This window comes from Sphingomonas adhaesiva (assembly GCF_036946125.1).
Lineage (GTDB): Bacteria > Pseudomonadota > Alphaproteobacteria > Sphingomonadales > Sphingomonadaceae > Sphingomonas > Sphingomonas adhaesiva_A.
This window is the reverse complement of record NZ_JAQIJT010000001.1, coordinates 582,501-605,969: the sequence shown is the minus strand read 5'-3', so window position 1 is coordinate 605,969 and position 23,469 is coordinate 582,501. Positions and strand designations below refer to the sequence as shown.

Annotated in this window: 17 protein-coding genes, 1 tRNA gene, 2 rRNA genes and 1 pseudogene (1 of these 21 cut by a window edge); 13 read left to right on the top strand and 8 right to left on the bottom strand. The window is 66.8% G+C overall.

What is annotated here, in order from left to right; genetic code table 11:
- Window positions 1-687: 687 nt before the first annotated feature.
- Window positions 688-1,251 (bottom strand): hypothetical protein, encoded by a 564-nt coding sequence (locus PGN23_RS03055; protein ID WP_335301366.1) that lies wholly within the window; start codon window positions 1,249-1,251, stop codon window positions 688-690.
- A 261-nt stretch (window positions 1,252-1,512) separates the two neighbouring features.
- Between PGN23_RS03055 and PGN23_RS03050 the strand changes: the two genes are divergently transcribed.
- From PGN23_RS03050 to PGN23_RS03040, 3 genes are all read left to right on the top strand, one after another.
- On the top strand, window positions 1,513-1,821 hold the full coding sequence (locus PGN23_RS03050) for a helix-turn-helix domain-containing protein (protein WP_335301365.1): 309 nt from the start codon (window positions 1,513-1,515) through the stop codon (window positions 1,819-1,821).
- Window positions 1,822-1,830: 9 nt separating this feature from the next.
- The gene (locus PGN23_RS03045; protein ID WP_335301364.1) at window positions 1,831-2,499 is read left to right on the top strand and encodes a TetR/AcrR family transcriptional regulator; all 669 of its coding nucleotides are present in this window, start codon (window positions 1,831-1,833) and stop codon (window positions 2,497-2,499) included.
- A 182-nt stretch (window positions 2,500-2,681) separates the two neighbouring features.
- Window positions 2,682-4,610, top strand: coding sequence for an alpha/beta hydrolase domain-containing protein (locus PGN23_RS03040; RefSeq protein ID WP_335301363.1), 1,929 nt, complete (start codon window positions 2,682-2,684; stop codon window positions 4,608-4,610).
- On the opposite strand, the gene PGN23_RS03035 is transcribed toward PGN23_RS03040, so the two are convergent.
- Genes PGN23_RS03035 through PGN23_RS03020 form a run of 4 tightly spaced genes read right to left on the bottom strand, consistent with a single transcriptional unit; the run spans window position 4,611 to window position 8,805 of the window.
- Window positions 4,611-4,922 carry an AtuA-related protein gene (locus tag PGN23_RS03035; RefSeq protein WP_335301362.1) on the bottom strand — a complete coding sequence of 104 codons (312 nt, stop codon included), beginning with the start codon at window positions 4,920-4,922 and terminating at the stop codon, window positions 4,611-4,613. It abuts the gene before it with no gap.
- Window position 4,923: 1 nt separating this feature from the next.
- On the bottom strand, window positions 4,924-6,261 hold the full coding sequence (locus PGN23_RS03030) for an acyclic terpene utilization AtuA family protein (RefSeq protein ID WP_335301361.1): 1,338 nt from the start codon (window positions 6,259-6,261) through the stop codon (window positions 4,924-4,926).
- Entirely contained in the window at window positions 6,258-7,565 is a 1,308-nt protein-coding gene (locus PGN23_RS03025) for a CitMHS family transporter (protein ID WP_335301360.1), read from the bottom strand. Before PGN23_RS03025 ends, PGN23_RS03030 begins: the two co-directional genes overlap by 4 nt.
- A gap of 25 nt (window positions 7,566-7,590) precedes the next feature.
- On the bottom strand, window positions 7,591-8,805 hold the full coding sequence (locus PGN23_RS03020) for an MFS transporter (RefSeq protein WP_335301359.1): 1,215 nt from the start codon (window positions 8,803-8,805) through the stop codon (window positions 7,591-7,593).
- Between the two features lie 203 nt (window positions 8,806-9,008).
- On the opposite strand from PGN23_RS03020, the gene PGN23_RS03015 reads away from it, so the two are divergent.
- The 10 genes and pseudogenes from PGN23_RS03015 to PGN23_RS02970 all read left to right on the top strand — a co-directional run bounded on the left by PGN23_RS03015 (window position 9,009) and on the right by PGN23_RS02970 (window position 21,519).
- Entirely contained in the window at window positions 9,009-10,115 is a 1,107-nt protein-coding gene (locus tag PGN23_RS03015) for an LLM class flavin-dependent oxidoreductase (RefSeq protein WP_335301358.1), read from the top strand.
- Complete coding sequence (locus PGN23_RS03010; RefSeq protein ID WP_335301357.1) at window positions 10,112-10,678, top strand: NADPH-dependent FMN reductase; 567 nt, start codon at window positions 10,112-10,114, stop codon at window positions 10,676-10,678. Before PGN23_RS03015 ends, PGN23_RS03010 begins: the two co-directional genes overlap by 4 nt.
- On the top strand, window positions 10,675-13,023 hold the full coding sequence (locus PGN23_RS03005) for a glycoside hydrolase family 3 protein (RefSeq protein ID WP_335301356.1): 2,349 nt from the start codon (window positions 10,675-10,677) through the stop codon (window positions 13,021-13,023). Before PGN23_RS03010 ends, PGN23_RS03005 begins: the two co-directional genes overlap by 4 nt.
- A gap of 34 nt (window positions 13,024-13,057) precedes the next feature.
- Complete coding sequence (locus PGN23_RS03000) at window positions 13,058-13,960, top strand: VOC family protein (RefSeq protein WP_335301355.1); 903 nt, start codon at window positions 13,058-13,060, stop codon at window positions 13,958-13,960.
- 5 nt (window positions 13,961-13,965) lie between these two features.
- Window positions 13,966-15,123, top strand: coding sequence for an alpha/beta hydrolase family protein (locus PGN23_RS02995; protein WP_335301354.1), 1,158 nt, complete (start codon window positions 13,966-13,968; stop codon window positions 15,121-15,123).
- A 38-nt stretch (window positions 15,124-15,161) separates the two neighbouring features.
- Window positions 15,162-16,082 carry an alpha/beta hydrolase gene (locus PGN23_RS02990; protein ID WP_335301353.1) on the top strand — a complete coding sequence of 307 codons (921 nt, stop codon included), beginning with the start codon at window positions 15,162-15,164 and terminating at the stop codon, window positions 16,080-16,082.
- Between the two features lie 25 nt (window positions 16,083-16,107).
- Window positions 16,108-16,908: a cyclase family protein gene (locus PGN23_RS02985; RefSeq protein ID WP_335301352.1), complete on the top strand. Its 801-nt coding sequence runs from the start codon at window positions 16,108-16,110 to the stop codon at window positions 16,906-16,908.
- Window positions 16,905-17,918: a fumarylacetoacetate hydrolase family protein gene (locus PGN23_RS02980; RefSeq protein WP_335301351.1), complete on the top strand. Its 1,014-nt coding sequence runs from the start codon at window positions 16,905-16,907 to the stop codon at window positions 17,916-17,918. The genes PGN23_RS02985 and PGN23_RS02980 overlap by 4 nt, the downstream gene beginning before the upstream one ends.
- A 64-nt stretch (window positions 17,919-17,982) precedes the next feature.
- On the top strand, window positions 17,983-20,238 hold the full coding sequence (locus PGN23_RS02975; protein WP_335301350.1) for a TonB-dependent receptor: 2,256 nt from the start codon (window positions 17,983-17,985) through the stop codon (window positions 20,236-20,238).
- Window positions 20,239-20,310: 72 nt separating this feature from the next.
- A pseudogene (locus PGN23_RS02970) lies at window positions 20,311-21,519 on the top strand (IS3 family transposase).
- A 186-nt stretch (window positions 21,520-21,705) separates the two neighbouring features.
- Here the strand turns inward: PGN23_RS02970 and PGN23_RS02965 are convergent.
- The 3 genes from PGN23_RS02965 to PGN23_RS02955 form a co-directional block, all read right to left on the bottom strand.
- A tRNA-Met gene (locus tag PGN23_RS02965) sits at window positions 21,706-21,782 on the bottom strand.
- A 71-nt stretch (window positions 21,783-21,853) separates the two neighbouring features.
- Window positions 21,854-21,968, bottom strand: a 5S ribosomal RNA gene (gene rrf, locus PGN23_RS02960).
- A 127-nt stretch (window positions 21,969-22,095) separates the two neighbouring features.
- A 23S ribosomal RNA gene (locus PGN23_RS02955) occupies window positions 22,096-23,469 on the bottom strand (it continues 1,448 nt past the right edge of the window).

The window sequence follows — 23,469 nt, the reverse complement described above, 5'->3', positions numbered from 1 at the left end:
TCCACCGTCATGATGTGTGTCGGGCGACTGACCGATGTGAAGGAGGATGGTGCGCACGACGATGCGAAGGTGAGGGCTCAACTCGCGGCGGCGCTGGCCGGGCGCGGCGAAATCGGCAGAGGCCCGGAAGGGGCGCGATCGTTCCCGCGATTGCGGTGCATCCCAGCCTGGTTGAAGCGGCAGGCGGAACGTCGAGCGCGTCACCGAGGCGTTGGACGCACCCGGCATCGGGGCTGGCGACGCCCGGCAGGCGATCCGAAGCCTGATCGAGCCGATCACGGCGGCGCCCCGTCAGGAAGGGCGCGGTCTCGATCTGGTCGTTCACGGCTGACGGCGCAGATCCTCCACATCCCGCATGGTCGATCAGCCGGAGATGCGGTAAGAACGTCTGATCGCTCCAAATGCGGGGGTAGGATAAGGCTCGAAACAACAAGAGGCGCCCGAAGGCGCCGGACGTATGTTTTGTTTGGTTGCGGGGACAGGATTTGGCCACCGCAGAACGCGCTTTCGCTTGGGCAAGACGAGGGTCGTTACGAGCACCGCTGATCGCACGTAATCGACGAAATGCCGATGCCTGTGCAGCTACAGCAAAAGACGCCATACAAGATGCAAAGTGCTTAAGGCCTTGGCCCAGCGGGGCCGCTGTCCTCGCCCGATGCAAGTCGGGCGAGGAGGAAGCAAGCGGCGTCACGCTGCCGTCATTGTGCGACCCTTGTTCCGCTTCGCCGCGGCGACCGGAGCGGCCGCCAGCCTATCAAGCTCAAGGCTGAGCGCCTTCGTCCCCTCGCTGTAGGCGAGCTGCACGAGGCCCTCTAGCACATGAAGGTTGTCGCTGGCCTGGAGCCAGCGACCGAACCGATCGCGCATCGCGGCGCTGGCGAACCGATGCCGATAGATCGGCTCCGAGCGCATACCCGATCCACCCTGCAACTGCTCGCCAATCGTGATCTCGCGAGGATCGGCGTGCAACGTCACCGGCTCCAGCAGCAGCGGATCGCCGAGGCTCATGCGATAGCCGGGCGCCCCCAGATACGCCGCGCCGGGCGGCCCGGGACCCATGTGGATGCCGACCGACAGATCGAGCTCCTCGGCGAGCGCCCAATAGGATTCCAGCCGGGAGTCGTCGGGCGACACACCTTCATATTGCGTGGTGATCTCGCCGAGCATCTTGATCGCACCGGATCGGGCGAGCTGCCGGATCCGATCGAGAGACGGCGCGTCGTGTAGTCCGACTTCCAGCGACGGGATCACCCGCGCCCCGCTCGCTTCCCTTTAGCGATCGACAAACGGGCCGCCGGCGACGGCAGTGATGTTGAACCGCTGCAGATGGCGAGCGACTGCGACTGCGCCGCTGTCGATGCAACATTGCTGTCGGGTTTAATCGCGGCGCTCCGAGCGGCTGGTCAGCCGGACGGCGGATCGCTGCATCTGGCGGGTCCTCACCAATGATGGTCGTCCGCTTTCGCGCACGGATCGACAAGCGCTTGCGTCAGCGGGAGCCGATCGCCGCCTATGCGCAGGCGCTGGGGACAAGCGAAAGCCGCCTGCGCCCGCGTCGCCGCGATGTCGCACACAGCGTTACTGGACGAACGCGCGATGCTCGGTGCGAAGCGGGCTCTGCTCTATACCAATTTGTCCGTTGCCGAGGTCGGCTATGCACTGGGCTTCGCCGATCCAGCCTATTTCACCCGCTTCCTTACTCGCCATGCCGGTCGATCAGCGAGCGTTTTCCGCAGGGACAACACAGCGCTGAAGCTTCACCGGGCCACATCGAATTCCGAGTTCAGGTTTTTGCGCGCTGCCCGTCGAATTTTGCGCTAAGGGAGGGGCATGAAAAATCAGGACGTCGTGCAGGCGAAGATCCGTGTGCCGCAGCAGGGGCGCAGCAAGGCGAGCTTCGAGCGGATGCTGGCCACCGCCGAGCAACTGATGGCGGAGCGCGGGTCGGACGATTTCACGCTCAATGAGGTGGCAAAGGTCGGCAAGGTTTCGATCGGGTCGATCTATTGCCGGTTCGACAGCAAGGACGACATGGTCCACGCGGTGCAGATCCGCGTGCTGCACCGGGTCGACTCGAATATGCTTCTCGGGATCGCAGGGGTGCGCGAGCGCAGGATGTCGTTCGAGGCTTTCGTGCCTGCGATCGTCGACCGTATCGCCGAAGCCTTGCGGGAGTTTTCCGCGGAGATGCGGCCGTTCATGCTGCGGGCGAGCAACGATCCGACCGTCGCCGCGCTGGGCAAGGGCAGCTACAACCGCACCGCCACCGCGGTACGTGATGCCTTTCTCGAACACCGCGCCGCGATCCTGCATCCCGACCCCGACCGCGCGGTCGATGCGGCGTTCCGGATGCTCTACGCCTCGCTGGCGCGCTATCTGGGCTTCGGCTCCTCGATCGAGGCGGCCGGCGAGGGCGACTGGACACTGCTGAAGGCGGATCTGGCGGACATGATCCTCGCGTATCTGCATTCGGCCAGCGCGGGACAGCGCGCCGCTTGACACCCGCCCCTTCATAGTAGAGCGGTGGTTCTGATAATCCCGCACATCGGGACGGAGAGGACCGGGCTATGGCGAAATCGGCTGGAAGCAGGCGCACCGACCGCAGGGTGAAGGCCGGCCGCGGCGTCCTAGTATTATCGGCGGCGGCGGTCACACTGGCGTCTGGAACGGCGGATGCCCGATTGACCCGCTTCATCGTCGAGAGCAGGACCGACGTCGCCGCGGTCCGGGCCGGAGCGCCCGCCTATCGCATCCTGCGCGGCCATTATGAGGGCGAAGTCGACCCCGCCGATCGCCATGACGCGATCATCACCGACCTGAACAGGGCGCTTCGGCTGCCCAATGGCAAGGTCGCCTATTCGGCGACCTTCGCGATCGCGATGCCCGCCGACCCGAAGCGCGCCAGCGGCTTCCTGTGGTATGACGTGCCCAACCGCGGCAATGGCGATGTGGCGGCCGATGCGGGCGGCGACATTCGCGTCGTCAGCGGGTGGCAGGGGGACATCGCGCCGCAAGCCGGCCGGCAGACGCTGATCGCGCCGGTGGCGCCCGGCCTCACCGGACCTGTGCTGCAACGCCTGACCGACATTACCGCGGGCAGGTCGAGCACGGCGATCGTCGGCGGGATCGGGATCGGCGTGCCGCGCCCCCTACCGACGACGCTCGACACGCGGCGCGCGACGCTGACCCGCCAGCGCAGCGACAGCGAGCGGCCGACGCCGGTCGCAGCGGCCGACTGGGCGTTCGCCGACTGCCGGACCACACCCTTTCCCGGCACGCCCGATCCGACGCAGCTCTGCCTGCGCGCCGGGTTCGATCCGGGTCAGGCCTATACGCTTCGCTACGAGGGCAAGGACCCCAAGGTACTCGGCACCGGCTTCGCCGCGGTTCGCGATCTCAACAGCTTCCTGCGCCACGCGCGTGCCGACGATGCCGGCACACCCAATCCGGTCGCGGGGCTGGTGCGCTGGTCGCTCGGGACCGGCACGTCGCAGTCGGGCAATTTCCTGCGCACGTTCATCCTGCTCGGCTTCAACGCCTCCGACCGGGGCGGCCGCGTGTTCGACGGGATCAATCCCAACATCGCCGGCCGCCTGCTGCCGATGAACCTGCGCTTCGGGGTGCCGGGCGGCGCGTCCGGGCCGTTCGAGCCGGGCAGCGAGGGCACGCTCTGGTGGGGCCGCTACACCGATCGCGCGCGCGGCCTCGGCACCACCAGCCTGCTCGATCGCTGCTCCGCCAGCGCGACCTGCCCGAAGATCGTCGAGACGTTCGGGTCCGCCGAATTCTGGGGGCTGCGCATGTCGCCCGACCTGATCGGCACCGACGCAAAGGCGGACATCCCCCTGCCCGCGAACGTGCGCCGCTATTACTTTCCGTCGACCACGCACGGCGGCTCGCGCGTCGGCGGCTTCCCGGTTGCAGGCGAGCCGCGGCCGGAATATCCGGGTGTCCCCTATTGCACCCTGCCCTTCAACCCGATCGAGTCCGAGACGAACCGGCGCGCGTTGCTGAAGGCGCTGGCCGACTGGGTCAGCACCGGCAAGGAACCGCCCGCCAGCCGGTATCCGACGCTGGCGGCAGGCGATCTGGTGCCGGCGAATGCGGCGGCGATGGGCTGGCAAGGCATTCCGGGTGCGCCCACGCCGGACGGCAAGCTCAACACGATGCCCGCCTACGATTTCGGCCCGCATCTCGTTGCGCGCGATCTGAGCGGTGTCGCGACCCAGCCGCCGCGGGTGCGCGGTACGATCCCGCAGCGGGTGCCCCGTGTGAATGCCGACGGCAACGAGACCGCGGGCGTGCCGGCGGTGCAGCTGCTGGTGCCGACCGGCACCTTTACCGGCTGGAACGTGCTGGCGAAGGGCTATGGCGCGGGCGAGGCTTGCGGCTTTGCGGGGGGCTTCATTCCATTCGCGAAAACGGAAGGCGAGCGTCGCGAGCGCAACGACCACCGACCCTCGCTGGAGGCGCGCTACGGCACGCATGCCGGGTTCGTGGCGCGGGTCCGCACGGTGGCGGCGGAGCAGGTCGTCGCAGGCTGGCTGTTGCAGGCGGACGCCGACCGGCTCGTCCGGCAGGCGGAGGCGAGCGCCGTATTGCGCGACTGATCACCCGCCGTCGGGGAGCTCCAGATCGAGCAACTGCGCGCCGAGCGACTTGCCGTGCGGATCGAGCGCGAGCGAGCGGGTGACGCCGCCGCTCAGTGCGCCTTCCAGCACGAAATTCAAAGCGCCGAGGGCGGGCAGTTCGTAGCGGGTGATGCGGCGAACCTTCAGGGCCGATAGATGAGCCAGTACGCGGTCGGTCGTCATGCCCGCGGCCAGCGCCGGATAGCGCATGGGATCGAAGGCGATCACGCTGATCTGCGACGTGTCGCCCTTGTCGCCGGTGCGGATATGGGCAAGTTCACCTAGTTGCATGTCACGCCTCGATCATCGTGATGGCGGTCTGCACCGCGGTAGCGGGGACGAGCGCGGACGCCGCGGCGACTACCCGGCGGACCGAGCGCGTCGCGCCGCCGCCGCCCATCGGGCCGTTGGTATAGAGCGCCTCCACCTCCGCGCCGATCGCCGCCGCGGCCTCGGCAGTGTCGGTGCGGCCGGCCACGCGGATGCGCACCTCGCGCGGGGCGCCTTCGCCGGCCGTGAAATCGACCGAGTCCACGCCCATCAGGTCGAACCGGCTTTCGCGCAACGGCACCGCGGTCAGCGCCAGCCGCTCGCGCACGATGTCGAGCGCCATGCGTGCACGCGTCGCGGCGTCGCGCCCGGCATAGGAGATCTGGCCTTCACCGACAAAGCCGTCATCATACCCGATCGTCACCTTCAACTCGCCACTCGGCGGCCGGCCGCCGCCGCCCGACACCGCCACCCTGTCCGGCCCCGCCTCGCTCAGTCGCACGGAGGTGAAATCGGCGATGACGTCGGCCTGGTGGTAGGCGGCGGGGTCGAGGATCTCGTACAGCAATTGCTCCTTGCAGGTGGCGAGCGAGACGATACCGCCCGTGCCCGGCACCTTGGTGACGATCGCGCTGGCGTCCGCCGCGACCTCGGCCAAGGGAAAGCCGAGCCGCGCGAGGTCCGGCACCGCCTTGCGATCCCCGTCCGCGAAATAGCCCCCGGTCAGCTGGCCGGCGCATTCGAGCAGATGGCCGATCACCGTCGCCCGCCCGATCAGCGCGTGATCGTCGAGCGACCAGCCAAAGGCATGGACCAGCGGGCCGATGAACAGCGCCGGATCCCCGACGCGCCCGGTGATGACGATATCGGCACCCCGATCGAGCGCGACGGCGATCGGCGCCGCACCCAGATAGGCGTTCGCCGACACGATCGGACCTAGATCGCCGCTCGTTCCGGGAGGGTCGATGAGCGGCAGCGAGGCGCCCCGCACGAGCGGCAGCACGTCGTCTCCCGTCACCGCTGCAATCCGCAAGCCGCCGAGGCCCAGCGATCGCGCCAACTCCGCCACCGCATGCGCTGCGGCGATCGGGTTGGCGGCGCCGGCATTGGTGACGATCCGCGTACCTCTGGCGCGCGCGACCGGCAGCGCGCGGCGCATCCGCTCGAGCAGCATCGGGTCATAGCCATGGTCGGGGTCGGCACGCCGCCGCTCCTGCGCCAGCGCTATGGTACGTTCGGCAAGGCATTCGAAGGCGATGAAATCGAGCTGTCCGTGTTCGAGCAACTCGATCGCGGGTTCGATCCGATCGCCCGCGAAGCCGGCGCCCGCACCGATACGGACGATAGGTGACGCGCTCATAACGGCAAAGCTCCCAGCAACAAGGCGGCGGCGACCATCACCAGACTGGCCGCGAACAGCCACGGAATGGCAAAGCGCTGGTGGGCGCCGAGCTCGATCCCGCTCAGTCCCGCGACGAGGAAGGTCGCCGGAGTCAGCGGGCTGATCGGAAAGCCGGTCGTCATCTGGCCCAGCAACGCGGCACGGCCGACCGCGACGCCCGGCGTGCCGAATTGCTCGGCGACATGCGCGATCACCGGCAGCACGCCGAAATAGAAGCTGTCGGGGTCGAACACGAGGCTGAGCGGCATGGCGAGCACGCCCACCACGACGGGCAGATGCCCACCGATCGCCGGGGGGACATGCCGTCCGGTCGTCTCGGCCAGCGCGCCGATCATTCCCGAGCCGGTCATGATCCCGGTGAAAGCGCCCGCGGCGAACAGGATGCCGGCCATCAGCAGCGCGGCATGGGCATGCGCGTCGATCCGCGCGCGCTGGTCGGCGGCATTGGGGAAGTTCACCACAAGAGCGATCGCCGTCGCCGCCATGAAGACGACGACCGGCTCGACCACGCCCGCGATCATCAGCCCGACCGCAAGGAGGGTCAGCGCCGCGTTGAACGCCAGCAGTTGCGGGCGGCGGAGGCCGCTTTCGGGCGGCGCAGTGTCATGGTGGCACGGATCGCCGGCCGCTGCGCGGCGCGCCGGACCCATCGTCGCGAGCCGCCGCTCCTCGCGCTTGCCCAGCCACCAGGAAGCGGCGAGAACGAAGGCGAGACCGCAGAGCTGGACGAGGATCATCGGCCGGAACAACTCGGCGACCGGAACCTTCAGCGCTGCCGAGGCGCGCAGCGTCGGTCCGGTCCAGGGCAGGAAATTGACCCCCGCCGCCATGGACGCGGTGCAGGCGAGCACGCGCCGGTCCATGCCGATCCGCTCGTAGAGTGGCCGAAGCGCCGGGATGGTGACGAGGAAGCAGACCGCGCCCGAACCGTCGAGATGGATCAGCAAGGCCAGCAGCGCCGTCCCCACCGCGATCCGCGGCGGGCTTTCCCCGACGATCCTGAGCGTCAGCGTGACCAGCGGGGCAAGCAACCCGACATCGGTCATGATGCCGAAGAACAGGATGGCGAAGACGAACATGCCGGCAACCGGCGCGATCTTAGCGATCCCCGCGATCATCTGTCCGGGGATCGCGCTGCCCTGCCCCGCGATCGCGGCGGCCACCAGCGGTACGAGGATCAGCGCCGCGATCGGCGAAACACGCCCCGACAGGATGGCGGCGAGCAATCCCGCAATGGCGATCGCCCCGATCAGCGCCAGCATGGCGATGTCCTCCTCTCGCCGTCCCTCAGGCGTGCTCGAAGGCGAGCGGCGGCGGCAGCCGGTGCGCCAGCATCAGGATCACGCCGGACATCAGGATGCTGAGGCCGCCGAGCACCGCAAAGGCGACGAGGATCCCGCCCGCCGCGCCACCGATGATGCCGACGATCGCCGGACTGATGAACTGCGCGGCGAAGAAGGCGGAGGTCCAGAGGCCGAAGCCGCGACCGCGATGTTGCGGCGGCAGCAGGCGCGACACCCAGAAGATCAGCCCGGCAACGGTCATGCCGGCACCGAATTGCTGCACGAAGGCGAAGACGGTCATCATCTCGACATTCGTCGACAGGCCCATGCCGCCGGTGCCGATACCGAGCAGCAGCAGGAAGGTGGCGATCACCCGCTCGCCCGGCCAGCGCCGCGACAGGAGGTTGAACAGCAGCGCGCCGGGCAGCACCGCCAACCCTGCCGCGCCCATGATCGCGCCGATCTTGGCGGGCGAGGCGACGCCGATCGCCTGAAACGCGAGGCCGCCGTTGACGGTAAAGACATAGTAGATGATCGATGCGAAGATCGTCACCGAACAATAGGCCGCGGCGGTGCCCCACGAGAAGGCGCTGCCAGCCCGCGCCGTCGTCCCACCTCCATGCTGCGTCCGCTCCGGCTCGAAGAAGCACAACAGCATCGCAAGAAAGATCGGAGCTGCGAGCAGGTAGACGAGGAACACGTAGCTCCACTGAATGCCGGCCAGTGCCCCGGCGCTCGCGATCGAGGCCGCGCCGAGCAGCGGGCCGAGCAGCCCCTGCACCGTGATCCACGTCCGGCGTTGCCGGTCGTCGTAATAATCGGCGAAGAGCGCGTTGACGATCACCAGCACGAACGTCTCGGCAAGGCCGACGAACACGCGCGAGACCAGCACCGCCCACAGGTCGCCGAAGACAACGGGCGCGGCGCCGGCGAAGGCATAGAAGAAGGTCGCGAGCAGGATCGGCCGGCGGCGGCCGAAACGATCGGCGATGAACCCTGCGATCGGCGACAACAGCGCGACCATCAGTCCCGGCGTGGTGACCAGCAAGGGCACGATCAACCCCGCATTGGGCACGTCGCGAAAGTGCGCGATCAAGGTCGGCACTGCCGGGGCCAGCGACAGGATCGACAGGATCGGCAGGAAGCCCGCGAATGCCAGCGTGATGCCCTGCATCGCCCCCGCCCGACGCTGCGGCCGTATCCCCGATTCGCGCTCCATGAACACCCTCGTCCTCTATTTTGTAATGGTCACTCTATTTTGTTCGACGCACTTGGTCAACGTGCTACCGTTAGCGGCGCTGGATCGTTTCCACGCCCGGCGAATCATGTCGGCGGAACAGGCTTGCTAATCAGAATTTTCGTTCTATAAATTACGGCCAACCAAGGCCGGTGACAGCGCCGCGCACAGAAGGGGAGGACAATATGCGCTTTTCCGTATTCCTGAATGGCCGCGTCACCGCGCCGGAGCAGGACCGGCAGTTCATCCTGGACAATATCGATCATGCCGGACGTGCCGAGGCGCTGGGCTTCGATGCGGTGTTCCTGCCCGACCATCACTTCACGGGCTATATGCCGGTCGCCAGCGACCCGATGATGTTCGCGGCCTATCTTGCCGCGCGTTTCCCCAGGCTGCACTACGGCTTTTCGGTCACCTCGGTGCCGCTGCACAGTCCGGTACGCTTCGTCGAACGGATCAACATCCTCGACCAGCTGACCGGCGGCAAGATCCTGGTCGGCGTCGGATCGGGCACCACGCCGGAGGAGATGATCGGCTTCGGCGTCAACTACAAGGAGGCGTCCGCCGTCTCCGAGGCGAACCTGGCGATCGCCGAGCAACTGTGGGCGAAGAAGCTGACCGACGCGCCGGTCGAGTTCGAGAACGGTCCGCACAAGGGCACGGTGCTGCAACGCATCGCGCCGGCCGCCTACACGCCGCGTCACGCCCGGCTGATGCCGGTCGCGATGAAGGAGACGAGCGCGCGCCGCGCCGCGGAGAATGGCTGGCCCGCCTTTATCCCGGCCTTCACCCCACCCAACATCGGCGGCACCGAGCCGCTGAAGCACGTCACAAAATATTTCACCGCCTATCGGGACATGCTGCTGGCCGCCGGCCATGACGAGGCGACGGTCGCCGACGCGCTGTCCTGGACGACGCATTCCTATCAGTGCGTCCATATCGCCGAGAGCGACGAACAGGCGCGCGAGGAGCTGGAACAGATCCTGACCGCCTATCAGGCGGCACTCGATCGCGAGAAGCTGTACGGCGACAAGGCCGAGGTCGATGCCGCCAACACCAAGACCGACAAGACCCCACAGGCGCTGACGGAGGACTGGATCGCGACCTGGTGCCTGTATGGCAGCGCGAAGACGGTGCGCGAGCATCTTCAGCCTTACGCCGAACTCGGCATCGGCAACATCCTGTGCGGCACCACCACGGGCCCGGTGACGCCGCAGCGGCTGGAATGGGGCAATCGCACGCTCGACCTGCTGGCGCGCGAGGTCATGCCCGCGCTTGGCAACGGCCGATGAGCGGCCCGCGCGTCGTCGGCATCGGCGGCACCACCCGCCCCGGCTCCTCCGGCGAGCGGCTGGTGCGGGCGGTTCTTGCGGCCTGTGAGGATCGCGGGGCGACGACGCGCATGTTCGGCGGCGCGGACCTCGCGGCGCTGCCGCATTTCGCACCCGAAATCCCGGAGCGCACGGAGGCACAGCGCGACTTCGTGGCGGCGGTTCGCGAATGCGACGGCCTCGTCATCGGCACGCCCGGTTATCACGGCGGCGTGTCGGGGCTGGTCAAGAATGCGATCGACCTGCTCGAGGATCTGAACGCGGACACCCGCGTCTATTTCGATCGACGCGCCGTCGGCCTGGTCGTGTCGGCCGCCGGCTGGCAGGCGTGCGGCGTCACGCTTCAGGCGCTGCGCGGCATCGTCCATGCGATGCGTGGCTGGCCCACACCGATCGGCATCGCCTTGAACAGCGCGGAGCAACGGCCCTTCGACGAGGACGGGCGACTGATCGACAATGCGCTGACGCGACAGGTCGCGTTGCAGGCGGAGCAGATCCTGTTCCTTGCGGGCGCCGCGCGATGACCCGGGACGAGGCGATCACGCTGACCGTCGGGCGGGACATGTGGTCGACGGCCGCGGCCGCCGGCGCACCCTCCGCGCGCATGGCAGATGGCCCGATGGGGATAGCGAGCGGGCGCGTCGACGAACGCGACATCTCGATCCTCACCCCTGCCCCCGTCGCGCTGGCGGCGACCTGGGACCGCGATCTGGTCGCCAAGGTCGGCGCGCTGGTCGGCGGCGAGGCCAAGCGACAGGGTGTCGACCTGCTGCTCGCGCCCAACCTCAACCTCCAGCGCACGCCCACCGGCGGCCGCGCCTTCGAGCTGTTCGGTGAGGACCCGTTGCTCGCGGGCACGCTCGGCGTGGCATGGCTCGGCGGATTGCAGAGCCGGCGTGTCGGCGCCGTCGCCAAGCATCTGGTGTGCAACGACAGCGAGACCGCCCGCGACCGATTCAGCGCGGAGATCGACGAAGCGCCGTTGCGCGAAATCTATCTGCTGCCGTTCGAGATGGCCGCGCGGGCGGGCAGCGCCGGGCTGATGGCGGCGTACAACAAGCTGAACGGCACGCACTGTGCGGAGCATGCGCACCTGCTGACGACGATCGTTCGCAGGGACTGGGGCTATCGCGGTTTCACCGTCAGCGACTGGTTCGGCACCGTCTCCACCGCACCGGCGATGGCGGCGGGGCTCGACCTCGAAATGCCCGGCCCCGCCCGTTTCTACGGCGCGAAGCTGGCCGCGGCGATCGACGCGGGTGCGGTGGACGCCGATGTGGTGACCGACGCGGCGCGGCGCGTCGCCGAGGCCGCGAGTCTGTACGCAGGCGGCGATTCCGGTCCCGAACCAGGCGACCGTGACGCGATCCTGACCGAGGCGACCGCGGCCAGCTTCGTGCTGCTGCGCAACGAGGGCGGCCTGTTGCCGATCGCGCCGGGCAGCGTCCGCACGCTCGCGGTGATCGGCCCCAACGCCGCCGCGCCCTGTCTTCAGGGCGGCACCTTCGCCAAGGTGTCGCCGCGCCCCGATGCCGTGTCCGCGCTCGACGCGCTGGCCAACGCCTACGGCGCCGACAGGGTCCGCTTCGCGCCCGGCTGCGATCCCTCGCCCCGGCTGCCGGCGATGCGTGCGAAGGCGACCGGCGACGGGGCCCCGGGCATGACCGTCGACTATTTCGCCGGCCATGATTTCACCGCCGCGCCGCTGGGCAGCGAGACGCGCAACACCAACTCGCTGACCTGGTTCGGCGGAATGCCGGGCGTGGGCGCCTTCGACCGCGCCGGCGGGGTGCGGGCGAGCGGGATCGTCACGCCCGCCGTATCGGGCACGCACCGCCTGCATATCGGCGGCACCGGCTCGGTGCGCCTGCTGCTCGACGGACGCGAGATCTTCGCCGCCGACCGCCATATCGCGCCGGCCGACATCATGGGCGTGCTCAAGGGTGGCGACAGCGAGACGGTCGATGTCGATCTCGTCGCGGGCATGCCGGTACGCATCGATGCCGAGCTGCGCTTCGAGCCGGCCCGCGCGCAGGGCCTGTGGTACGGGCTGCGTGCCCCCGGCGACGCGGAGACTTTGCTCGCCGAGGCGGAGGCGCTGGCGCAAGAGGCGGATGCGGTGCTGCTCGTTCTGGGCGAAACCGCGGACTCGGGCGTGGAGAGCAAGGACCGCGATACCAACGCCCTTCCCGCGGATCAGCAGCGGCTGGCGGCGAAGGTGATCGCCGCCAACCCGCGCGTCGCGGTTGCGGTCAACGTCGCCCATGCCTTCGATTCAGCGATGGCGGATGGCGCGGCGGCGCTGATGGTGATCTGGTATCCCGGCGAAGCCTTCGGCCCCGCGCTGGCCGACGTACTGACCGGCGCCCGCGAACCCTCCGGCCGGCTGCCGCTGACCATCGCCGCACACGATGCGGACTATCCCGCCTTCGACGCAATTCCCGATGCCGAAGGACGCGTCCGCTATGCGGAAGGGCTGGACGTCGGCCATCGCGGCTTCACCGCGCGGGGCATCGCCCCGGCTCACGCCTTCGGCAGCGGCCTCGGCTACGGCCGTGTGCGTCCGACGGCTGTGCACGGCGCGGCGACGCGCGAGGGCGGCGCAACGCTGACCGTAGACTGTGCCAACGACGGTCCGCGCGACACCGCCGCGGTCGTGCAGGTCTATCGCGAGGATGGCGCGCTGGCCGGCTTCGCCAAGGCAATGGTCGCAGCCGGTGATGGCCGGTCTGTGTCGATCCATGTCGACCCCTTCGCCCTGCGTCGCTGGCGCGATGGCGAGTGGCATCGCCCGTCCGGCTCGCACCGCCTGCTGATCGGCACGGCGAGCGACGATTTGCCTCTCCACATCGACCTGCATTTCAACTAGAATAGCAATTCTATAATAGCCGAGGAGAGTGCCAATGGCCCGCGTGTCCGAAATCCGTTTCGTCGGTTATGCCGTCCCCGATCTGGAGGCCGAGCGCCGATTCTACAGCGAGGTCTGGGGCCTCACCGAAGTGCCGTCCGACGACGGCATGGCCTATTTCGCCGCTGCCGGCACTGACGAGAAATACGTCGTCCGCCTGCGCCAGGACGCCACGCAGCGGATCGACGTGATCGGCTGGGCGGCGGAGACGCGCGGCGATGTCGACGCCTTGTTCGAGCAGGTGAAGGCGAACGACGGCAAGATCATCAGCGAACCGCATGAATTGGAGACGCTGGGCGGCGGCTATGGCTTCCGCTTCTTCGATCCCAACGGCTTCACGCTCCAGATCTCAGCCGATGTCGAGCGCGGCGCCAAGCGCGAGGTGACCCGCGGCGAGGCGATCCCGGTCAAGATCAGCCACGTCGTCATGCATTCCCCCGACCACAAGGCGCTGGTCGCCTGGTACGAAAGGGCGCTGGGTTTCCGCGTGTCGGACTGGCTGGGCGATTTCATGTGCTTCATGCGCTGCAACAGCTGGCACCACCGGCTCGCCTTCCTGCCGGGGCCGCCCTGCTTCAACCATGTCGCCTATGACGTGCTGACGCTCGACGACATGATGCGCGGGATCGGCCGGCTGAAGAAGAACGCGGTCGACATCAAATGGGGGCCGGGCCGCCATACCGCGGGCAACAACACCTTCAGCTACTTTACCACGCCCAACGAGAATGTCGTCGAATATACGTCGGAGCTGGAGGAGGTCGACGACGACCACCACGAGCACACCGTCCATGTGCCCTCGCCCGAGAAGATGGACCAATGGGGCTCGGGCTATGGCGGCCCGCAGACCATGCCCAAGCCATCGCCCGATGCCGGGCTGTGGCAGGCGGCAGTGGTGTAACGACGATGGCGCTCTTCGAATATTTTCCCAATTATATCTGGAACCTGTCGGTCGCGATCGCGATGGAATCGGGCGCTCAGCTCGGCGAGATCATCGACATGTGCCAGCCGATCCGCGACGCCGCCGCGAACGGCGCGGATGCGGGCACGCCCGCCTTCATGAAGCAATGGGCGGCGATGGGCGAGAAGCTGGTCGCGCTCGCCGCCGAGGACGAGGCTAAGGGCCGCGCCTTCTCCGCCTCCAACAAGCTCGAACGCGCCAGCCTGTACTTAATCACGGCGGAGCGCATGCAGGGCCATGGCGCGCCGGGACGGGAGGCGACCTATGCCGCGGCCCTCGACGCCTTCGCCCGCTCGACAAAGCTCGGGCAGCTCAATCGCGAGCGGGTCGAGATACCGCTCGCGATCGGCACCATGCCGGCGCTGTTCACCCGTGCGCCGGGCGAAGGACGCAAGCCGGTGGTGGTGTTCTGCAACGGCCTCGATAGCTGCAAGGAGCTGCTATACTGGACGCGGCTGCCGCAGGAGCTCGCCCGGCGCGGCATCTCCACGCTCTGCGTCGACCAGCCCGGCTCCGGCGAGGCGCTGCGCCTCCAGAACCTGCCGGTCGATCCGCACAGCGAACACTGGGCGAGCCGTGCGGTGGACTGGCTGGAAACGCAGGACGATGTCGATCCTGCCCGGATCGGCATGACCGGCATCTCGCTCGGCGGTCATTTCGCGCCGCGCGCGGTCGCCTACGAACCCCGCTTCGCAAGCGGCGCCGTCTGGGGCGCAAACCACAATTGGCGCGAGGTGCAGGACAGGCGCATGGCCCGCGAGGGCGAGAACCCGGTTCCCCATTACTGGAAGCACGTACATTGGGCGTTCGGCGCGAGCGATCAGCAGGATTTCCTGCGCCGGTCGGAGGCGATGAACCTCAACGGCCACATGGACCGGATCAGGGTGCCGTTCCTCGTCACCCACGGCGTCAACGATCGCCAGATCAGCCCGAAATATGCCGACGACCTCTACGACCAGCTCGTCAACTCGCCTCGCCGGGAAAAGGTGATCTTCACCCCCCGGGAAGGGGGCGTCGAACATGTCGGCGCGGACAACATGGCCTATGGCCGCGACCTGATTTCCGACTGGTTCGCCGAGACGCTGGGCTGTCACACCGCCTGAGCACGCTGAAAAAAAACGACGAGAAGGAGGGGCAATCGATGCGCAGGATGATGAACCATGTGGCGCTGGCGGCCTTGATCGCAACACCGCTCGCCGCCGCCGCGGCGCAGGTGCCAGTGCCCCATTTCGCGCCGGCGCCGACGCCGGTGAAGGCCGGTGAGATCACGTTGTCCACGCCACGCTCACGCGATCTGCCGGCGGAGAACTGGTTCCGCGACGGCGGCTATTATCAGGTCCGCAACGTCGGACAGGCGACGCTCCTGCCCTTCATCCCGCCGGCCAACCTCGCCACCGGCGAAGCGGTCATCGTTGCGCCCGGCGGCGGCTTTCGCGGACTGGCGATCGAGAACGAAGGCTGGGCGGTGGCGCAGGCGCTCGCCGATCGCGGCATCGCGGCGTTCGTGCTGAAATATCGGCTCTTGCCGACGCCGACGTCCTTCGACGCGTTCCGCGACGGCGTCGCCGCGGCCATGGTGGGCAAGCCCTCCGCCTTCCCCCCTCCCGCCGACACGCCCGACCGGGCATTGGAGGACGCCGCAGCCGGGCTGCGCTACGTCCGCGCGCATGCCGACGACTATGGGATCGATCCGGCGCGCGTCGGCATGATGGGTTTCTCCGCCGGCGCATTCCTGACCCTGACCACGGTGCTGAAGCTGCCGCCGGCGGATCGCCCCGCCTTCATCGCGCCGATCTATCCGCGGATGACCGCACGCGACGTGCCCGCCGACGCGCCGCCGATGTTCGTGGCGATCGCCGCCGACGATTTCCTGATGGACCCGTCGCTGGGGCTCATCTCGTCATGGTATCGCGCCAAGCGGCCGGTCGAGTTCCACCTCTATCAGCAGGCCGGCCATGGCTTCGGCCTCGGCCGTCCGGGCACGTCGACGGCCGGCTGGTTCGACGCCTTCCTACGCTGGCGCGAGCAGAACCGGCGGCTGGCGACCACCCCCAAACGCTGACCCCTCGATCACGAAGGACGCCACCATGGCCCGTCGCTTTCTGGACCTGTCGATCACCCTCGATCCTGAAGTAGTGACCGATCCCCCCTTCATGCGCCCCAGCATCGCCTATCAGACGCATGAGCAGACGGTGGCGGAGGTGCAGACCTTCTTTCCCGGCGTCACTGCCGAACAGATCCCCGGCGCCCAGGGTTTCGCGGCGTCGGAAACACTGACGCTGACCACGCACAACGGCACGCACCTCGACGCGCCGTGGCATTATCACCCGACGATGGACGAGGCGCTGATCGCTGGCGGGCGGCCGGCGATCACCATCGACGAGGTGCCGCTCGACTGGTGCTTCCGACCCGGTGTGAAGCTCGATTTCCGCCACTTCCCCGATGGCCATGTCGTCACCGCGGATGAGATGGCGGCCGAGTTCGACCGGATCGGCTATGCGGTGCAGCCGCTCGACATCGTGCTGGTCAACACCGCCGCCGGTGCGGCGCTCGGCCGGCCCGACTTCCTCGGCAAGGGGTGCGGCATCGGCTATGAGGCGACGATGTGGCTGACGACGCGCGGCGTGCGCGTCACCGGCACCGACGCCTGGAGCTGGGATGCGCCCTTCGCCGCGACCGCGCGCAAGGTCGCCGAAACGGGCGACACTTCGCTGATCTGGGAAGGGCACAAGGCGGGTCGCGACATCGGCTATTGCCACATGGAAAAGCTGACGAACCTCGACCAGCTGCCCTATCACGGCTTCACCGTCTCCTGCTTCCCCGCAAAGGTGAAGCGCGGCTCGGCCGGCTGGACGCGCGCCGTCGCGATCTTCGAGGACGGCCAGTGAGGCTCGCGACACGCGCCGATGGCAGCCGAGACGGTGCGCTGGTCGTGGTGTCCGGCGATGCCGAACGCTGCCTTCCCGCAGGCACGAGCCTCCAAACCGCGCTCGACGACTGGGCGCACAACGAGCCGATGTTGCGCGCGCTGGCGGAGCGGCTGGATGCGGGTCAGGGCGAACCGCTCGACCCGGCCACCCTGCTCGCGCCGCTGCCGCGCGCATGGCAATGGCTCGACGGCTCCGCCTTTCCGACGCACGGCGCGCTGATGCAGCGGGCGTTCGGCCTGCCCCCAATCGAAATCGACCGCCCGCTCATGTATCAGGGCATGTCGCACCGTTTCATGTCTGGCCGCGAGGACGTGCCGTTCCCAAGCGAAGCCGACGGTATCGACTTCGAGGGCGAATTCGCGGTCGTCACCGGCGACGTGCGGATGGGCTGCACCGCGGACGAGGCGCTGGCGCATGTCCGGCTGATCCTGCTCGTCAACGATTGGTCGCTGCGCGCGATCGCGCCCGTCGAGATGAAGACAGGGTTCGGCTGGATACAGGCCAAGCCCGCTTGTTCGGTCGCGCCCTTCGCGGTCACGCCGGATGGGCTGTGCGAAGCGTGGCGCGACGGACGCGTCTGCCTGCCGCTTACGGTCGAGGTCAACGGTCAGCCATTCGGCCATCCACATGGCAGCGCGATGGAGTTTGGCTTTCATGAGCTGATCGCCCATGCCGCCCGTACCCGCGATCTTCCGGCGGGGACGATCATCGGTTCCGGCACGGTGTCCAACCCGGACCACGAACGAGTCGGCTCAACCTGCCTCTCGGAGCGGCGCGCGATCGAGATGATCGCGCATGGCACGCCGCGCACGCCCTTTCTGTTGTTCGGCGACCGCGTCGCGATGCAGGCGGGCGAGGCATTCGGCCGGATCGATCAGCGCGTCGTCCGGCAGCCATCTCACGCCGAGGGCGACGTGCCTCTCCCCGGTGAACCGGAAGACGCGACGTCAGCCGTTGACGACAAATAAGAACTAGAATAGTACTTCTGATCAAGAGCGCATCATGGCGCTATGATCGAACATGGGAGGATGTATGATGGCGCTTCGCGCGATGTTCCTGACCTCGACTGCCGCCGGGTTGCTCGCCGCGTCGCCGGCACTGGCGCAGGATCAGTCGACCACCGTCACCACCGGCGCGGCGGCCGAAAATCAGGTCGAGAACGGTGACATCATCGTCACCGCGCAGAAAAGGTCGCAGTCGGTGCGCGACGTGCCGATCGCCATCACCGTCGTCGACCAGTCGCAGCTCGAGCGCCAGCAGATCACCTCGGTCACCGATCTGAAGCGCGTTGCCCCCGCGCTCGAGTTCGGCGCACCCGGCCAGTCACCCGGCGGTGGCGCGTTCATTCGCGGCCTCGGCACGACGATCACCGCCTCGTCGGGCGAGCCGTCGACCAGCCTCGTCATCGATGGCGTTCCGCAGGGCAATATTCCCCTACTCAACCTGTTCGACGTCGCCCGTGTCGAGGTGCTGCGCGGCCCGCAAGGAACGCTGTTTGGCCAGAGCGTGTCCGCCGGCGTCATCAACATCACGACGACCGCGCCCAAGATCGGCGAATTTTCCGGCATGTACCGCACGGAAGTGTCCGGCGACGATTTCGCCGGCTCGCGTTACGGACGGTGGATCAACCAGCTGTCGCTTAACGTGCCGCTTGGCGATCAGGCCGCGTTGCGCCTCGCGGGCCATTACGACAACGTCAACGGCCTCAACCGCAACGTCCTGCTCGGCAAGGATGGCGACAACGACGATTTTGGCCTGCGCGCACGGCTGCTGGTGCAGCCGAACGATGCCGTCACCATCAATCTAGCCGCCGAATACAATCGAACAGTCGCGAACAACACGCCCTTCTTCTCCTACCGCGAGACCAACAACCCGACGCTGCTTCGCGTCCTCGCCAATTGCGGCGTTGCGATCGGTCCCAAGAACGCCGACGTCTGCACGCCCACGCCCGACTTCGTCCGCGAGGACCTCTATGGCTTCTCGGGCCAGATCGACCTCGACATTGGTGGCCTGACGCTCACCTCCATCTCCGCCTATCGCGCGTCGGACAACACGGCGCAACGCACGATCGACCACCTGCCGACCAGCTCGCCCTCCGTCCCCTTCGCGAACATCAAGTTCGGGCCGACGCCGCGCAATCAGGAACTCTACTCGCAGGAGCTGCGACTGACCTCGCCGACCGGCAATATGGTCGAATGGGTCGCGGGCGGCTTCTACAGCCGCTTCTCGCAGAAGTATGACTACACCAGCGCTCTGTCGCTGTTCTTCTTGCCGGCGCCGGTCGTCACGCGTTATATCCAGACGCCCTCGACGGAGTCCGTCGCCGGCTTCGGACAGGCCACCATCCACCTCGCCGGTTCGCTGCGCGCGATCGTCGGCGGGCGGCTGACGCGCAACACCGTCTCGGCGACCAACTATATCCCGACCACTGGCCGCGTCTTCAGCGCGCGCCGCGGGGTGACCGACTTCTCGTGGCGCCTCGGCGGCCAGTATGACGTCGCGCCGCGCCAGACGCTGTATGCGACGGTGAGCGAAGGCTTCAAGGGGCAGACCTTCAACGACACCTCGACCCCTGCGGCGATTCCGATCTACATCAAGCCCGAGATTCCGACTGCCTACGAACTGGGACTGAAGGGATCGCTGTTCGCCGGCAAATGGGGCTACGACCTCAATGCCTTCCTCGTCGACGTGAAGAATTATCAGGCGCAGATCTGTCAGGCGAGTGCGACCGCGGGCCAGGTCTGCACGCCGCAGAACATCGACAAGGTCCGCAGCAAGGGCGTCGAGGTCTCCGCGTTTGGCGAGCTGTTCGAGGGGCTGACCTTCAATGCCGGCGTGGCCTACACGCATGCCGTCTATCCGGCCGGCTATCGCGGCACCGACGGCGGCAATCTGGGCGGTCAGCAGCTGATCAACAGCCCGCGGTGGAAGGCGTCGCTGGCCGGCCAGTATCAAGTGCCGGTGACCGGCGCGCTGAACTTCTTCGTCGGGAGCGACGGCACCTATCGGTCGCGGGTGCGCTACGACACGACCTCGACCGAGCGCGTGACCTTCCGCCCGCACTGGATCGTCGGCAGCCGGGTCGGCCTCCGCTCCGCGGACGACAGATTCGAATTCGCGATCTTCGCCAAGAACCTGTTCGACGTGCGCGAGCCGGTGCTGCTGTTCGACTCTCCCATCGGCCAGGCGGCCGCGACGGCTACGACCCCGGCTTATCACACCACCGCCCAGATCGTCAGCGAGAATTCCTTCCGACTGGTCGGCGTCTCGGCGCAGTTCCGCTTCTAAGGAGGGACTGACGTGACCCCCGTTTCTTCATCCACCTGGACCTAGAGACCGGCCCTTGAAGGGACGGACGGAATGAAGCGGAAGCAGTTTTCGGAAGAGCAGATCATCGGGATCCTGAAGGAGGCCGAGGCGGGTGCGGTGGTGACGGAGCTGTGCCGCAAGCACGGCATGTCGAGCGCGACCTACTACGCCTGGAAGGCGAAGTTCGGCGGTCTGGAGGTATCCGACGCGAAGCGGCTGAGGTCGCTCGAGGAAGAGAATGCCCGGCTCAAGCGGCTGCTTGCGGACACGATGCTCGACAATGCGGGGTTGAAAGACCTGCTGTCAAAAAAGTGGTGACGCCCGCCGCGAAGCGACAAGCGGTCGCGCATCTCCAGGCGACGTTGGGGATGAGCGAGCGGCGGGCGTGTACCGTTGTCGGAGCGGATCGCACGAGCATGCGGTATCGCTCGTGCCGGGCAGATGATGGCGACCTGCGGTCGCGGCTGCGCGAGCTGGCGCAGCAGCGCCGGCGGTTCGGCTATCGGCGGCTGCACATCCTGCTTCGCCGGGACGGCATCACGATCAACCGCAAGAAGACCCAGCGGCTCTACCGCGAGGATCGTGCCGGAACAGGCATCGATCCGGGGGATCGATGACCCGGCATGACTGACGGTGCGTCGCCGTAAAGGACGAAGGCGTGCTACAGGCAGCCGGGCACCCGCGCCGGTGCTGGCGCTCCCGAACCAGCGCTGGAGCCTGGACTTCGTGCACGACCAGCTCGTCACCGGCCGGCGGTTCCGCGTGCTCAACATCGTCGACGACGTGACGCGCGAATGCCTCCGGGCGGTGGTGGACACGTCGATCTCGGGCCGGCGCGTCGTGCGCGAGCTGGCCGATCTGATCGCCGAGCGTGGCAGGCCGAAGATGATCGTCAGCGACAATGGGACCGAACTGACCTCCAACGCGGTGCTCGCCTGGTCCGGCGATACCGGCATCGAGTGGCATTACATCGCGCCGGGCAAGCCGACGCAGAACGGGTTCGTCGAGAGCTTCAATGGTCGCATGCGCGATGAGCTGCTCAACGAGACGCTGTTCTTCACCATCGGTCAGGCCCGCTCGATCCTGACGCGCTGGGTCGACGACTACAACACCGAGCGGCCACACTCCTCGCTCGGCTACGATACCCCGGCTGCGTTCGCTGCCGGGCTCGAACAGCAACGGGCGGGGTTAACCCCGCCCGTTGCTTCACCTGCGCTCATGCGCGACAACACCGGTCGGTCTCTGGTTGCCGCTGGATGAAAGGCGGGGGTCACGTCAACCCGAGATGGCCTGTGGAACCGCATCGGCCGCCTTCTCGACGACTTCCCGCCCGCCGAATGCGCCAACTACCTTCGCCACGCAGGCTATGAGCCCGTCAGATGACAAACGGCTCTAAAAAGAAAAAAGCCCCGAACGCTGGAGCGTTCGAGGCTGAACAGATCAAGATGGTTGCGGGGACAGGATTTGAACCTGTGACCTTCAGGTTATGAGCCTGACGAGCTACCGGGCTGCTCCACCCCGCGCCGGGAGTTTTTGGCTCCGAGGGCGTGTTGTGACGATGTGGATGGGTTCTTTGGATACGCGAGGCTTCAATGCCTGGCAGCGACCTACTCTTCCACTGCTTAGGCAGTAGTACCATTGGCGCGGTCGGGTTTCACGGCCGAGTTCGGGATGGGATCGGGTGGTTCACCGACGCTATGGCCACCAGGCAATGAAGCGTCGCGTATCGCGCTTCCCGGCTGTGGGGCCGGGGAGCGTGTGGGTCAAAATCGATGCACTCTTGTATCTGGGTGAGGCTGACACTGCCACCAACGTTGATGTTGGGGGTGTGGAGCTCTCAAGCGCGAATAGGACGATTAGTATCGGTTAGCTCCATGCGTTACCGCACTTCCACATCCGATCTATCGAGGTGATGGTCTTTCACCGTCCTGTGAAATCTTATCTCGAGGGAGGCTTCCCGCTTAGATGCTTTCAGCGGTTATCCCGTCCGTACATAGCTACCCTGCTGCGCCGTTGGCACGACGACAGGTACACCAGAGGTACGTTCAACCCGGTCCTCTCGTACTAGGGTCAACTCCTCTCAAATTTCGACGCCCACGGCAGATAGGGACCAAACTGTCTCGCGACGTTCTGAACCCAGCTCACGTACCACTTTAATTGGCGAACAGCCAAACCCTTGGGACCTGCTCCAGCCCCAGGATGTGATGAGCCGACATCGAGGTGCCAAACAACCCCGTCGATATGAGCTCTTGGGGGTTATCAGCCTGTTATCCCCGGCGTACCTTTTATCCGTTGAGCGATGGCCCTTCCACGAGGGACCACCGGATCACTATGACCGACTTTCGTCTCTGCTCGACTTGTCAGTCTCGCAGTCAGGCGGGCTTATGCCATTGCACTCTAACAGTCGGTTTCCAACCGACCTGAGCCCACCATCGCGCGCCTCCGTTACTCTTTAGGAGGCGACCGCCCCAGTCAAACTACCCGCCACAGAGGGTCCCTGTTCCGGCTTCACGGAACGAGGTTAGACATCAGAAAACAACAGGGTGGTATTTCACCTATGGCTCCACACCGGCTGGCGCCAATGCTTCAAAGCCTCCCACCTATGCTACACAGTTCTTTCCTAATGCCACTCTGAAGCTGCAGTAAAGGTGCACGGGGTCTTTCCGTCTAACCGCGGGTACTCCGCATCTTCACGGAGAATTCAATTTCGCTGAGCATGTCCTGGAGACAGTGGGGAAGTCGTTACGCCATTCGTGCAGGTCGGAACTTACCCGACAAGGAATTTCGCTACCTTAGGACCGTTATAGTTACGGCCGCCGTTTACCTGGGCTTCATTTCAGAGCTTGCACCCCTCCACTTAACCTTCAGGCACCGGGCAGGCGTCAGGCCCTATACGTCGTCTTGAAGCCGACTTAGCAGAGCCCTGTGTTTTTGCTAAACAGTCGCTACCCCCCTGGCCTGTGCCCCCTGCAAAAGCTTGCGCTCATACAGGGCCTCCTTCTTCCGAAGGTACGGAGGCAATTTGCCGAGTTCCTTCAGGACACTTCTCTCAAGCGCCTTGGTATACTCTACCAGACCACCTGTGTCGGTTTCGGGTACGGTCTATACGGTGGGGCTATTTCCCGGGACAGTTTCGAAGCACGGCCAATCCGTTAAGGCCGTACAACACACACCATCCGTCACACACCACCAGGCTGCGGAATATTAACC